At 57.4% G+C, this 13,618-nt stretch carries 15 protein-coding genes; 4 read left to right on the top strand and 11 right to left on the bottom strand.

Features of this window, described 5'->3' with window-relative positions; all coding sequences use genetic code 11:
• Positions 1-53 precede the first annotated feature (53 nt).
• Complete coding sequence (gene dacB / locus ACO06L_RS19885) at positions 54-1,559, top strand: D-alanyl-D-alanine carboxypeptidase/D-alanyl-D-alanine endopeptidase (protein ID WP_202347151.1); 1,506 nt, start codon at positions 54-56, stop codon at positions 1,557-1,559.
• A gap of 49 nt (positions 1,560-1,608) precedes the next feature.
• Here the strand turns inward: dacB and ACO06L_RS19880 are convergent, their stop codons facing one another.
• Together ACO06L_RS19880 and ACO06L_RS19875 are read right to left on the bottom strand one after the other, a co-directional pair.
• Complete coding sequence (locus ACO06L_RS19880) at positions 1,609-3,084, bottom strand: DUF4397 domain-containing protein (RefSeq protein ID WP_202347150.1); 1,476 nt, start codon at positions 3,082-3,084, stop codon at positions 1,609-1,611.
• A 95-nt stretch (positions 3,085-3,179) separates the two neighbouring features.
• Positions 3,180-3,419 (bottom strand): DUF2798 domain-containing protein, encoded by a 240-nt coding sequence (locus tag ACO06L_RS19875; protein ID WP_064227162.1) that lies wholly within the window; start codon positions 3,417-3,419, stop codon positions 3,180-3,182.
• Positions 3,420-3,563: 144 nt separating this feature from the next.
• On the opposite strand from ACO06L_RS19875, the gene ACO06L_RS19870 reads away from it, so the two are divergent.
• Positions 3,564-4,442, top strand: coding sequence for a DUF6279 family lipoprotein (locus ACO06L_RS19870; protein ID WP_064227161.1), 879 nt, complete (start codon positions 3,564-3,566; stop codon positions 4,440-4,442).
• Positions 4,443-4,503: 61 nt separating this feature from the next.
• On the opposite strand, the gene ACO06L_RS19865 is transcribed toward ACO06L_RS19870, so the two are convergent.
• The 5 genes from ACO06L_RS19865 to ACO06L_RS19845 form a co-directional block, all read right to left on the bottom strand.
• The gene (locus ACO06L_RS19865; RefSeq protein WP_202347149.1) at positions 4,504-5,274 is read right to left on the bottom strand and encodes an SDR family oxidoreductase; all 771 of its coding nucleotides are present in this window, start codon (positions 5,272-5,274) and stop codon (positions 4,504-4,506) included.
• A 17-nt stretch (positions 5,275-5,291) separates the two neighbouring features.
• Complete coding sequence (locus ACO06L_RS19860) at positions 5,292-5,981, bottom strand: histidine phosphatase family protein (RefSeq protein WP_202347148.1); 690 nt, start codon at positions 5,979-5,981, stop codon at positions 5,292-5,294.
• Positions 5,981-7,045 (bottom strand): phosphotransferase family protein, encoded by a 1,065-nt coding sequence (locus ACO06L_RS19855; RefSeq protein ID WP_202347147.1) that lies wholly within the window; start codon positions 7,043-7,045, stop codon positions 5,981-5,983. Before ACO06L_RS19855 ends, ACO06L_RS19860 begins: the two co-directional genes overlap by 1 nt.
• A 51-nt stretch (positions 7,046-7,096) precedes the next feature.
• Positions 7,097-7,915, bottom strand: a complete 819-nt coding sequence (locus tag ACO06L_RS19850) for an SDR family oxidoreductase (RefSeq protein WP_202347146.1) — start codon at positions 7,913-7,915, stop codon at positions 7,097-7,099.
• A gap of 172 nt (positions 7,916-8,087) precedes the next feature.
• Positions 8,088-9,299 carry an acyl-CoA dehydrogenase family protein gene (locus ACO06L_RS19845; RefSeq protein ID WP_064227156.1) on the bottom strand — a complete coding sequence of 404 codons (1,212 nt, stop codon included), beginning with the start codon at positions 9,297-9,299 and terminating at the stop codon, positions 8,088-8,090.
• Positions 9,300-9,452: 153 nt separating this feature from the next.
• Between ACO06L_RS19845 and ACO06L_RS19840 the strand changes: the two genes are divergently transcribed.
• Positions 9,453-10,346, top strand: a complete 894-nt coding sequence (locus ACO06L_RS19840; protein ID WP_202347145.1) for a LysR family transcriptional regulator — start codon at positions 9,453-9,455, stop codon at positions 10,344-10,346.
• A gap of 3 nt (positions 10,347-10,349) precedes the next feature.
• On the opposite strand, the gene ACO06L_RS19835 is transcribed toward ACO06L_RS19840, so the two are convergent.
• Positions 10,350-10,706: a hypothetical protein gene (locus tag ACO06L_RS19835; RefSeq protein WP_227715883.1), complete on the bottom strand. Its 357-nt coding sequence runs from the start codon at positions 10,704-10,706 to the stop codon at positions 10,350-10,352.
• Positions 10,707-10,735: 29 nt separating this feature from the next.
• On the bottom strand, positions 10,736-11,506 hold the full coding sequence (locus ACO06L_RS19830) for an EAL domain-containing protein (protein WP_201257870.1): 771 nt from the start codon (positions 11,504-11,506) through the stop codon (positions 10,736-10,738).
• A 193-nt stretch (positions 11,507-11,699) separates the two neighbouring features.
• Here ACO06L_RS19830 and ACO06L_RS19825 point away from each other — a divergent pair, with 193 nt between their 5' ends.
• Entirely contained in the window at positions 11,700-12,854 is a 1,155-nt protein-coding gene (locus ACO06L_RS19825; RefSeq protein WP_064227153.1) for an isocitrate/isopropylmalate dehydrogenase family protein, read from the top strand.
• A 7-nt stretch (positions 12,855-12,861) separates the two neighbouring features.
• Here ACO06L_RS19825 and ACO06L_RS19820 read toward each other — a convergent pair whose 3' ends face one another.
• Together ACO06L_RS19820 and ACO06L_RS19815 are read right to left on the bottom strand one after the other, a co-directional pair.
• Positions 12,862-13,434 carry a DUF1439 domain-containing protein gene (locus tag ACO06L_RS19820; protein WP_064227152.1) on the bottom strand — a complete coding sequence of 191 codons (573 nt, stop codon included), beginning with the start codon at positions 13,432-13,434 and terminating at the stop codon, positions 12,862-12,864.
• Complete coding sequence (locus tag ACO06L_RS19815) at positions 13,427-13,618, bottom strand: CPXCG motif-containing cysteine-rich protein (protein ID WP_064227151.1); 192 nt, start codon at positions 13,616-13,618, stop codon at positions 13,427-13,429. The genes ACO06L_RS19820 and ACO06L_RS19815 overlap by 8 nt, the downstream gene beginning before the upstream one ends.

Raw genomic sequence — 13,618 nt, 5'->3', positions numbered from 1 at the left:
GACGCTCAGGCTCATCAAGAGCAGAAAAACTGTGTCCTGGATTCAGGCGGGCTATGCTGGCATCCCTCGTGGCCTTCACTGTGATGGCGGCTCCTTCCGTCGCAGTCGCCGAGAACGATGACTCCGGCTTCTCCGGCAATCGCCTCTGGACCAATCAGCTGAAGGATTACGCGCTTCAGTCCCTGCAGAATGAAGATGCCATGAGCATGGCGGCCATTCCCCTGAACGGCCCCGGCATCAATCAGTACATCAATGCCGATGCCCTGATGAGCCCGGGCTCCATCATGAAACTGGTAACCACCTTTGCGGCACTGGAGGTACTCGGCCCCAATCACCACTGGGATACCGATTTCCTGACCGACGGCGTTATGGCCGGCGACACCCTCAAAGGTAATCTCTACGTCCGCTTTGGCGGCGACCCGAAGCTCACCATCGAACGGCTCTGGACAACGCTGAGCGAGCTGCGCAGCATGGGGATTACCAGAATTGAGGGCGACCTGATTCTTGATGGCACCTACTTTCAGGTAGACGGTGGTTTTCCTGCGTTTGAGGACAACGGCGACAACCCCCACGCACCCTTCCTGGTAGAGCCGTCCGCGTATCTGACCAACCTCAACCTGATGCACTTCCAGGTGCGCGCCGACGAGCGTGGCACCCAGGCCTGGAGCACGCCTTCCCTCGGCGAAGTGGTCATCGACAACCGCGTGGTTGCCACCGCCGAAGGCCCTTGCCCGTCACGAAGAAACTTCGAATGGGAACCCATTATTCATGAAGACCACCGGGTGACCGTTCGGGTAACCGGCGAACTGCCCCAGGGCTGCCGAACCACCACATACCTGTCGTTGCTGCCCCATGAGCAGTACAGCGCCTCGTTGATCCGTTCCTTGCTGGCAGACCTCGGGGTCGTGGTCTCGGGCGGCGATCTCAACGGAATCACGCCGGAAGATGCACGGCTGGTGATGAAAACCACCTCGCCGGATCTGGTCACCATGGTGAGGGACATCAACAAGTGGAGCAGCAACGTCATGGCTCGCCAGCTGTTGCTTACCATTGGTGCGGAGAACCGTCTGGAAGATGAGAACGATGACCGGGTTGCCGGCATTCGTGTGATCTATGACTGGCTTGAAGACAAGGGTATCAACACCGCCGGTATGGTGATCGACAACGGCGCCGGCCTCACCCGGCATGGCCGCATTACCGCCCGCCAGGGCGCGCAGATCTTGCAACACGCGTGGAACAGCCCGTATTCGGCGGACCTGATGGCCTCCATGCCCATCATCGCTATGGATGGAACCATGGCACGCCGCCTGCGCAATACCGGCATGGATGGTGAGGGCCGCATCAAAACCGGTTATCTGGAAAACGTGAGATCGATCGCCGGATTCACCCGCGATTCGAATAACACCACCTGGGCGGTGGTGGGGATGGTCAATAACGATCCTGCCTGGAACGGCCAGGCCGTGCTGGACCGGATTCTGTATTCGCTGCATTTCCGGCCGCCGACCGGGACTGCCATTTCCCATGCCGACTCCGGCACTTCTGAAACCAGTATTCAATAAAAAGCCCCGGCCGTGGCCGGGGCTCAACTCAAAGCTTTAACAACACGTTTTACTGGGGCTGACCTACGAAGTCATCGAACAAGATAAGCCCCAACGCTTGCAACGCTGGATCTGCATTATCAGGATCCGCATCCCGCGCAACCACTGTGTAGACTCCACCTGCATTCAGCTCAACACCTTCGGCGGTGATCGCCGGTGTACCAGTGCCTGCCAGCGCAATGTAAACGTTATATGTGCCATCCGCTATCGGCAGGTAATCTGTTACGGCTTTGAAGGGCACGTCTGACAGAGCCGGATCTGCGTTACCGATACCGTCCTGAGTGCCCGGTACCAGATAGATGTCGACATTGCCGGCGGCAGTGGACGCGTGAACAATTCTCAAAGAGGCTTGGGTCGCGATGCTGCGAACAGTATCCTCTGCGACGAGCGCTTCGATGTTATCCAACTGCCCAACCGCAAGAACGCTATAGCCTTGACCGTTGACGAGTGGCAGTGTCTCGTCAATGACAACCTGCCCACCACTGAGACCGGTTCCAGCAGCAGCAACCCGAACTCGGGTATCCCCGGCCGGCAAAGCAGCATAGCCATCAAGGAAGGCGAACGGAGAAACACTGCCGAACGGGATGTCAGACAATGCCGCCGGACCTGTTTCGCCAACAAAAACGTCAACGTTAGGTGCGTTGGAAGAGGCATGCACAACGCGCACGCCGGCGTCCTGGCCTGCGTCGAAAATTTCGGCAACATTACTGCCATTAAGTACGACTAAGCTGATCGGGCTTGCATCGCCATTCGCACCAGTATTGTCGACGGCGCCGACCAGAAGATCAGAACCTGCCGGCAAGCCAATCTGCCCGCTGTCATAAACAACGGTGTCTGAACCTGCAGGAGTGACCCGAATCTGATAGTCGTCTGAGGCCGGAAGCTCCAGTGGGCCTACACTTTCTTTGAAGGAGAAGCTGAAGGTAGCTTCGGCAGGAAGCGGATCGCCGGAAGCTGTCACATATACATCCACTGGACCAGCGGCAGCGGTCTGGGCCTCGGGCGAAAGATGAACAACCCTCAAACGCGCGCTGTTGGCATCATCACGGGCGCCATCATCGGTCAGAATCAGAGGCTCGATGGTCTCGTCGCCAACTTTACCAACTGCAATCACGTCGTAGCTGGTATCGGAACGAAGCGAAACCCCATCGGCAGAAATCACTGTCACAGTCTCACCGCCCGGGAGCAATCCGTCGACAGCAATATCAGCAACTCCAGCACTCGGCGTCAAAACAGCGGCCTGCTTATAATCAGCACCGGGGACAACAACATCACCGTTCACCCGTACATTTACCGCGGGTGCATCCGAAGATGCATGCAGGACTCGGACACTGGTGGTTGCTGGATCATCATCGTCATCAAGCCAACACCCGGACAGCATGACACTGCCCGCTAAAACCATCGGTAAAGCGTATTTTGTATTCATTGTTTCAACTCCCCACTTGTAGAGGTTGTTTACCAGGATTTGAGTGGTTCGAACCTGCATAAATTCAGTCCATGAATCATGCGTCAATGCATTTACGGGGAGTCAGAACGAACGGATTTGCATCTTTTAACATTTAAGCTTACATGTGTACGCAATCAGTCAAGTCTGCGCATGGTGAACTCAGTCATCTTCCCGGCAAGCGGAGCGATGAAGGTCACCAGAGGGAAGGCAACGGCCCAGGCGACCAGGAAAGCCGGTCCCCATCTGTAATGGAACTCACTGTCGATGCCCGTATTGATGAAAGTGATCACCCCGGACATCAGCAGGGACATGATTCCGGACATGTAAAAGCCGAAAATCAGCTGGCGTAGACGTGAAAGTCTCATTTTGCTCATGACTTCTCCTGAACAATGCTCCAGCGTTCCTCGGAGCAGCATCTGAAAGGCGTGATATGTCGTACACTGTTAATCAATAAACGCTGAATGATAGTGAGCTTGCAACCCTTTTTCGATACGCCTTTTTACCAAGACAGGTGAGCCATGGATACCGGTCACGAGAGCGCAACCAGTTTTGCCAAACCCTTTGTTCTCATTCTGGTACTGGCGTTTGGTCTGGTTGGCTGCAGTTCGACCAAGGTGGCTTATCGATATGCGGACTGGGGCATTGTGTGGTGGGTTGAGGACTACGTGTCACTTACCGCCGACCAGAAGCAGCAACTCAACAACGATATTGCACAACTCCGGCAATGGCATTGCAGTGCCGAGCTGCCCCGTTATCAGGCCTGGCTGGATGAACTCGAGTCTGACGTATCCAACAAGCCACCCGATCAGGCCACTATAGAGTACCATCAGCAGCAACTTTTCAGTTTCTTCCCGAGTCTTCTGGAACGGGCAGCCCCGGTCGCAACAAACCTTCTCTCCAGCCTGAGCGATGAGCAGGTACAGGAGTTGGCGGACAACATGGGGCAAAGCCAGCGGGAAATGGAAGAGGAATTCCTGGCCGATTCCCCGGAAGCGACAGCCGAGGCCCGGGCCGAGAGAACCGCAGAGCGGGTCGAACGTTGGCTGGGAGAACTGAACAGTAATCAACGAGACATCGTGCGGCAATGGTCAGCCAATCGGGGCGCCCAGACTGAAATCTGGCTGCAGGGCCGCAGGAACTGGCAACTGGCACTACTGGAAATACTGGAAGGAAGAGACGAGCCGACGTTCGAGGCGGAACTGGAATATCTGATTCTCAATTCCGAGGAGGTGAGGGGCGAGGCCTACAAAGCCATGATGGCGGAGAGTCGCGTTGCCATGGCGTCCCTGATGCATGATCTGATCCTGGCAGGTGACAACACAACACTGGCCCATCTGCAGAATCGGGCAGTAGAGCTCAAAAACGATTTTGAAGCATTGACCTGCTCACCGGCCTGATAGTCTCGGAAGTATTGAAGGCGGGGGCAGATGAAAGCGTTCATCCGACCCCAACGGATACTCAGACTGTCAGGTAACCACCATCGGCATTGATGCAGGCGCCCGTGGTGTAGCTGGAAGCATCGGAAACCAGATACAGCACTGTACCCGCCATCTCGCTCGGATCGGCCACCCGCTTCATGGGGATGTGAGCCATGGCCTGCTTCTTGATGGCTTCGTTGGTGGTCAGGGCGCTGGCAAACTTGGTATCGGTCAGCCCCGGCAGCAGCGCATTCACGCGGATTTTCTGCTGACCCAGCTCCATGGCAAAGGACTTGGTCATGGAGATTACGGCGGCCTTGGTGACCGAGTAGATGCCCTGGTAGTGCCCCGGATTTACACCATTCACGGAAGCCACGTTCACAATGGAACCGCCACCGGCTTTCTTCATCAGCTGGGCGCCACGGGCGCACATGAAGAAATAGCCCCGGATATTCACATCCACGGTCTTGTTGAACGCACCCAGGTCGGTGTCCTCTACCGGCCCGAAGTAAGGGTTGGCGGCAGCGTTGTTCACCAGAATGTCCAGCTTGCCGTGGGTCTGTTCAATGTGCCCCCAGATACTCTCGATCTGGTCCATATCACCAATGTGGCAGGCGTAGGCTTCGGCGCTACCGCCAGCATCCCGGATGCTGCTGGCAACGGCTTCGCAACCGTCAATCTTCCGGCTACTGACAATCACGTGGGCGCCATACTCGGCCAGGGTCCGGGCAACGCTCTCGCCAATGCCGCGGCTGGCACCGGTAATCAGGGCAACTTTGCCAGTCAGATCAAACAGGTTCTTGCTGCTCATTCGTTCACCTCAATTCACTATCGGAATGTCACCAGGGCGGGGTCATCCGCTTCCAGGTGGCTGTAGTTATTAAAAACGGCCAGGCTGCGCCGGGGGCCTGAATAAAGGACCCGCGAGACACTGGTGTTGGCGATCACCTCGTTCAGGCCCAGTGCCCGGGCGTCGTCCAGGCCAAGCAGATGCTGGGCTATTACGGAAATCGGTCCACCGGAGGTCGCCACCAACACGTCGCCGCCATCGGCGTACTCAATCATCTCCTCGAAGGCCGCCAGGACACGGGCCTTGAAGTCCGGCCAGCTTTCCTCGTACTCATGGTCATACTCACCCGAGGCCCAGCGACGCACAGCGTGTACAAAGGCCTCCTGGAACGCCTTGGCCGGCTTGGGGAACGTCTTGAGATCCCGCGCCATCACCGCGCGGTCACTCCACTCCGGGCGGTACCGGGCCACCACGGTTGTGTGGTCAAACTCGTTGAAGCCGGGAACCACCTGCATATCGGGCAGTTTGGATCCGTACCCGGTGGCGATGGCTTCGACGGTTTCCCGGTGGCGCTCCAGATCGCCCCCGAAAATCGCCGCCGGTTCAACTTTGCCGGCCAGCCAGCGGCCAAGCACCCTGCCCTGCTCCCAGCCGGTGGAAGAGAGTTGGTCATAGTTCTCCTTCCCGAAACTGGCCTGGCCGTGACGAACCAGATAAATCGTCGCCATTACAGGGAGCTCTCCGCAATCAGTCGCTGGCAGCGCTTCTCAAGGTAATTGGCGGCGTGCCCAAAGGCAGCGAAACGCTTGTCTTTGGTCTGGCCATGATAGAATCGGTAATAGATCTGCTGGATGATAACTGCCAGCCGGAACAGGCCGTAGATCTCATAGAAATCGAAGTTGTCGACCTTAAAGCCGGACTGCTCCATGTAATACTCCACCACCTGCTTGCGGGTGAGCATGCCAGGGCTATGGGTCGGTTGCCGACGCAGCATCTGGAACGGGCCTTCGTCGTCCGCCTCAATCCAGTAAGCCAGGCTGTTACCCAGATCCATCAGCGGATCGCCGATGGTTGCCATCTCCCAGTCCAGCACGCCGATCACCTCGAACGGGTTGTCCGGATTCAGCACCACGTTGTCGAAGCGGAAATCGTTGTGGATCACGACCTGGGCAATGTCCTCGGGCATCTTGTCGTTGAGCCAGCTCATGACCTGCTCGAAGTCGCCCACATCATCGGTGCGTGCCTTGCGGAAACGGTCACTCCAGCCGCCAATCTGGCGCTGAACGTAACCTTCGCCCTTGCCCAACTTGTCCAGGCCTGCTGCTTTGGCATCGACACGGTGAAGATCCACCAGCTTGTCGATCACGTTCAGGCAAAGCTTGCGGGTATCGGCTTCACTGAGTTCGAAATCCTTGGGAAAGTCCTGGCGCAGAATGATGCCCTTTAACCGTTCCATCACATAGAAATCGCAACCCAGCACGTCGTGATCATGACAAATGGCAATGATGTTGGGCACGTAGGGATAAACCGGTTTTAGCGCCCGCATGACCTTCGCCTCACGCAGCATGTCGTGGGCGGACTTGGCGATCTTGCCAAATGGCGGCCGGCGCAACACATAGGAACGATCGCCGTAATCCACCTGGTAAGTCAGGTTTGAGGCGCCGCCCGGATACTGGCGAATCTCCGGATCGCCTTGAAGATCCGGAATCGCCTCTTTCATGAACCGGTCTACTGCGCCGGTATCCAGCTCCTCGCCTTCCCGGATGTCCACGGCCTGGTCGATCTGGGTCATTCAGGACTCTCCTTTTGACTCTTCAGTTTAAGACAGTTCAAAACAGCGCTCTCAGGCCTTGCTGCCACCCATCTTGCTCATCCAGCGCTTGCTTTCCTGATGCATCAGCCAGTCGAAAGCTTTGGGGGCATGGCGTTTGAGCATCCACATGCGGCGCTCCTTGGCGTGAGGCAACACCCAGAAGCTCTTGTTGTTCACTGACCGGAAAATATCCTCGGCCACGTCCTCAGCGGTCACAGAGGACCGCTTCATCAGCTTGTTCACGTTCTGCTGGATACCGGGAATATCGGAACGCATGCTGCTGGTCAGATTGGTCTGGAAAAACGCCGGGCAAACACAGCTCACGTGAATACCGGCATCCCGAAGCTCCTGACTCAGAGTCTCGGACAGGGCAATCACCCCGGCCTTGGTCACATTGTAGCTATCCATCAATGGCGCCAGCATCAGCCCGGCCATGGAAGCCACATTCACGAACGCACCGGAGCCCTGCTGCTTGAATTGAGGCGTGAACGCCTTGCAGCCCCGAACCACACCCAGCACGTTAATATCGAGAATCCACTCCCAGTCCGCCATGGTGGTGTCTTCGATGGAGCCAGCAGAAGCCACACCGGCGTTGTTCACCACCACATCAACGCCACCCCATTTCTTGACGAGATCATCGCGGACTTTTTCAAAATCCGTGAGCCGGCGAACATCACACTCGACGTAGTAACCCTCGCCACCGGCGGCGTTGATTTCTTTCTCAACGCTAACGCCCTGCTCGGGGTTTATATCGCCGATACAGACTTTGGCGCCTTCTTTGGCGTAGCGCAGTGCGATGGCGCGGCCAAGTCCGCTCGCGCCTCCGGTGATAAATACTCTTTGTGTCATGGTGATTCCCGTTCTGTCGTATTTTTGATCAGCGTAACTCTCAGATGTACGAGAGTGGGCGGGGCTGGCCTTCTGAAACTGTGCGGAGCCATGGATGGCGGAGCCAAGCGTACATGGATGTATTCACAGCGTGTTTCAGAAGGCCTGCGCCGCCCGCTCTGCCACCGAGCTATCAGTTCTTATACTTTCGCAATTCGAGTCGAGCCACCATAGCCCGATGCACCTCATCCGGCCCATCGGCCAGCCGCAGAACCCGAGCATAGGCGAACAACTGCGTCAGCGGGAAGTCGTCGTCACTGACCCCGGCACCGCCGTGAATCTGAATGGCCTGATCCACGATGGTTTGCAGCATGGACGGAATCACCGCCTTGATCATGGAGACTTCCTGAAGTGCCCCCATGATGCCCTTGGTATCCAGTGCCCAGGCGCATTTGAGGGTCAGCAGACGAGCCTGCTCAATGGCCATGCGGGCATTGGCAATGATATCCGGATTACCGCCCAGCTTGGCGATCGGCCGCCCGAAGGCCTCACGAGTGGTGGCACGCTTGATCAGAATCTCCAGTGTGCGCTCCGCCGCACCGATCGCGCGCATGCAATGGTGCACGCGGCCTGGCCCCAGACGGCCCTGGGCAATCTCGAACCCGCGGCCCGGGCCGGCGATGAACGCGCTCTTGGGCAAGCGAACGTTGTCGAACAGCACTTCGCCATGGCCGTAGGGCTCATCGTATTCGCCGAATACCGGCAGCATACGCTCGATCTTGACGCCCGGGGTGTCCAGCGGCACCAGCACCATGGAATGACGGCGATGCTTGTGGGCGTCCGGATCGGTAAGTCCCATGAAGATGGCAACCTTGCAGTCCGGGTGTCCGATACCGGTGCTCCACCACTTGCGGCCGTTCAGAACCACTTCGTCGCCATCAACAACAGCAGTCGCCTCCATATTGGTGGCATCGGAAGAGGCAACCGCCGGCTCGGTCATGCAGAAGGCGGAGCGGATCTCACCGCTGAGCAGGCGCGGCAGCCACTCGGCTTTCTGCTCTTCGGAGCCGTAATGGATCAATACTTCCATATTCCCGGTGTCCGGCGCGTTGCAGTTGAAGATCTCCGGCGCAATAAAGCTGCGCCCGGTTTCCTCGGCAATCAGGGCATAGTCTGAGTTCAGCAGGCCGCAGCCGTATTTTTCGTCCGGGAAGAACATGTTCCATAGACCCTGGGCCCTGGCTTTTTCCTTCAGCTCCCGAATGATCGGCAGCACAACCCAGCGGTTATCCAGGGAGGCAAGCTCCTTGTGGTACTGCTCTTCAATAGGAAAAATCTCATCCTTCATGAACTGCTTCACGCGGCTGAGATAATCCTGTCCTTTCTCGGAAATATTGAAATCCATCGCCGTCTCCTCGCTAACGGTTGCACGGTGGCGTGCACGGAATAATCACGTTGAGACCAGTCTAGGGATGACTTAACTATTACGCGACTGAATTATTCTTATCGTTTATTATTAACCATACTTATTCAAAATTTCCAAAGAACGGACCCGCTCATGGCCCTCAATCGCTTGGACCTGAACCTGCTGCACGTCTTCGACACCATCTACCGGGAAGGAAGCCTGACCCGCGCGGCCAGGGCACTGCATCTGACCCAACCAGCGGTCAGTCACTCGCTGTCCCGGCTTCGGGACCACTTTGATGATCCGCTGTTTACCCGCCAGGGCAACCAGATGGTGCCAACGCCCCTGGCCCGGCGCTTCCTCGAGTCCATGCGACCGGGGCTCACCCAGATCCAGGGTGCGGTAAACCAGTTTCATGCCTTTGACCCGGCCACCCAGCGCAAAACCTATTCACTCGGGTTGCGAGACATCCTGGAATCCACCTTCCTGCCCCGCTTGATGGCACGACTGGACGCCTACCCGGAACTGGAGATCGTCAGTCAGCGGATTGCGCGGCGTGATATGGAGACGCAACTGGCGGCAGGCAAACTGGATTTTGCCGTGGATGTGTTGTTGCCCGTGAGCAACCAGACTTCCCATGAACTGCTGCGGCGTGACCGCCTGGTGGTTCTGGCCCGGGAAGGGCACCCGCTGGCAACAGAGGCTCTGGATATGGAAGGGTATCTGTCCGCGAAACACGTGCTGGTGTCGTCACGGACCGAGGGGCCGGGGATTGAGGATTTCGAGCTATCGAGGCTGGGGGTTCAGCGCAGCATCCGGCTAAGGTGCCAGCATTACTACGCCGCTTGCAGAGTGGTGGAGGACACCGATCTGTTGCTGACCATGCCGGAAGCCTACGCCCGCATCATTGCCGAGCGGGCCAATATCCGGATCATGGACCCGCCGGCGGACCTGCCGTCCATCGACGTTCACCTGTATTGGCACAAGGCTTACGAGCGAGAACCGGCGCTGATCTGGTTCCGGGAGCAGTTGAAGGCGATCAGTTGAGAATCAGTACGCCCCTACAAGCATCAGGAAACCGAAAAATCCGATAGCCGTGATACCCAGGGAGGCCACGACGATGCCAAGCCCCCACCAGACAGCGGCGCCATCGGAGATTTCCACACCGTGGCCCCGCAGGGTTCGGTAGAACGCCCAGGGACCCAGGACAAACGCGCCAACCACCGCGAAAACCAGCCCAACGCTGATCCCGGCAAAGGTCCAGGTAGCCAGAACCATGGCGCGGTCTTTTACCTGGTCAGTAACGCCGTGGTGCTCCAGAAATTTCTTGCAGAAAAACCAGATCAGGGCGAACAGGATGATGACAAAAACGAGTCCGCCGACAATGGTGATCATTCGGTATAGCAAGGTGTTGTTCCTGTCAGTTTAGAGGCCGATCAGGCCGGAAACTCGGGCTCCGGAAGGCATTCAAACCCCGGTTTGGCAAACAGATAGCCCTGGTAGAGATTAATTCCCTGAGACCGCAACCAGAAATATTCCTCCTCGGTTTCGACGCCCTCGGCAATAATCTCACCGCCCAGTTGTTTCATCATCGTGATAATCCCGGCCACCACCGCCTGCTTGTTCGGCTCGGTATGAATATTACGAACCAGTGCCATATCCAGTTTAAGAAGATTGGGCGGACTTGCCATCATGATGTTGTAACGGGAGAAGCCAGCGCCGAAGTCATCAATAGCCGTACTGAACCCCATTTCCTGATAGGCCTCGATGATGGACACAAGGTGATCAACAGAGGTTGAAGTCAGCGCCTCATCCTCGGTCAGCTCGAAGATAATTTTACGAGTATCGAAATTGTAGGTCTTGGCCGCTGCAAGGGTTGTCCGAATACAGTACTCGGCTCGGTACACTGCATTGGGCATGAAGTTAATGCTGAGCATTGGCTCCATTTTCAGCCGGGCCGCAAGCTTGACCGCCTTGACCCGACAGACCTGATCAAATGCATAGCGATTGCGCTCATTCACCTTCGAAAGAACGCTCATGGCGCCCTCACCGTCGGTCCCCCTTACCAGGGCTTCATAGGCGTAGACGGATCGGTTAAGAGCGTCAACGATGGGCTGGAACGCAAAGGTAAAGGAAAAATCCAACCCTTCCCCACAGGCGCATTGCTCACAATGAGACTCATCAAAAAGTACGGCGGGCTGGTTCACTTCAACTCCTGACTTCACTTCTGGCGATTTTACAGTGTCAATAAGACGTATTTTCAATCCAATATAGCTTCGAACCCCTCCCCGGTAAAACCACTTTATGGTTAAAGCATGTCAAACGGTGGCATCCCCCGTTTACATGACTAAACTGGGGTTTGTCGTTTATACGTGTCTGTCCACAAAAGGAGTTTCCCGAATGGCCCAATCTACCCGCATCGCTGTAACCCCGGGCGACGGCATAGGCCCCGAAGTGGTGGCCGAGGCTGTGCGCTGCCTGGAAACCCTGCGCGCCAAACACGGCCTGGACATCGAGTGGACGCGTTTCCCCTGGCCCTCCCACGCCTGGCACGAAGAGCATGGAGAGTCCATGCCGGCGGATGCCCTGGCGCAGTTACAGAAGTACGATGCCATTCTGTTGGGCGCCCTCGGGGATCCCGGCCCTGTGGACGACCCGGACCGCTACCTGCTACCGGACAGCATTTCCCTGGCGCCACTGCTGGACATGCGCAAAGGGTTCGACCAGTGGGTCTGCGAGCGCCCGGCCCGGCTTCTTCCCGGTGCCCGCCAATACCTGGCGGATGAGCGCGCCAAGGACATCGACATGCTGGTGATTCGGGAAAACTCGGAGGGTGAGTACGTCAGCCAGGGTGGTCGATTACGCAAGGGCACGCCCGACGAGGTAGCCACCCAGATGGAGGTGTTCACACGGAAGGCAACTGACCGGATCATACGTTACGGATTTGAACAGGCCCGAAACCGCGCGGCAGATCGGGTAAAGGAAGGCCGGACGCGAACATTCCGGACACTCGATGGCCGAACCTGCGAAAGCCAGGTGTGCCTGGTAACCAAGCGCAATGCCCTGCGCTACTGGGGCGATATGTACACCGAGGCCTTTGAAGAAATCAGCAAGGAGTACCCGGATGTGGCCACGCACCATGAACTGGTGGACGCCGCCTGCATGAAGTTCGTGCAAAGCCCCTGGGCATTCGACGTGGTGGTGGCCAGTAACCTGCAGGGCGACATCCTGACGGACCTGGCCGCGGTGCTGTCAGGCGGCATGGGGGTTGCGCCTTCCTGCAACCTGAACCCCACCGATCCGGATATGCCTTCCATGTTCGAACCTACCCACGGCAGCGCGCCGGACATCGCCGGACAGGGCCTGGCGGACCCCACCGCCATGCTATTCACCGCCGCCCGCATGCTCGAATGGCTGGGGCGCAAAGATCCCGCCATTGCCGCCGCGGGCAAAGAACTGTTCGATGCAGTGGCTGCCGATCTGGCCGAAAATTCCGGTAGCCGGCGAGGCACCCACGAAATCGGCTCTGCGATCTGCGAGAGGCTATCTCAGTAAATCAGGGCTACTGGTCGGCCATGACGAACTCAAGTCGGCCAGGTGCCACGCGCACATCCACAGGCATCATACCGAACATACGCTGGGCGAAGTCGGTTTCGTCCAGCCGGTACACCGGCATGGTCTCCAGCATCTGGGCCACGAGCCGCATCACCGTATCGGTTACAGGCTTCAGATCCCCTTTGAAGAAGGGGGAGTCGATACTGCTCTCCAGAAGCTGCAACCGTCGTATGAAAATGGCTTTTTCAGCACTGTCGTAAACCGGCGCACCCTCAACCTTCAAGGCAATATCTACGGGCAGCTTCGTCATCAACGCATTCAGGGCAACCTGCCCCCTCACATCGATTACTGCCACGTCCCGGCCATCGGGCCCGAGGGTAATGTCTGCATCATCGAGACTCAGACTCAGCGGAGAACCGCTGTTCAACTGGTTGCGATCAAATTCACGCACCACATCCTGGAGATGTCTCTCCAACTCACCTTCAGAAATCGAATAGGGCGACAGACTGGCACAGCCGCTGGCGAGCACCAGCATCAAAACCAGTAGCGCCCGAAAGAGATACAGCGGCGTTCTATTCATTTTCAGCCCGGGCCTCCACTTGAGGCGTCAGATTGTCATCAAAAACCACGTGCAACAGGATGGGCCTGCAACAGACCTGGCAATCCTCGACATACTCCTGTTCCGGCACTGAGGGGTCGACGCTGATATCCAGCGTCTCCCAGCAGTACGGGCACTGAATCAATACCGAGTCCAGGGCTGACAT

The sequence above is a fragment of the Marinobacter sp. genome, from assembly GCF_965229985.1.
GTDB lineage: Bacteria > Pseudomonadota > Gammaproteobacteria > Pseudomonadales > Oleiphilaceae > Marinobacter.
Note: the sequence above shows the minus strand (reverse complement) of the source record. Positions and strands in the feature narration are given on the sequence as shown.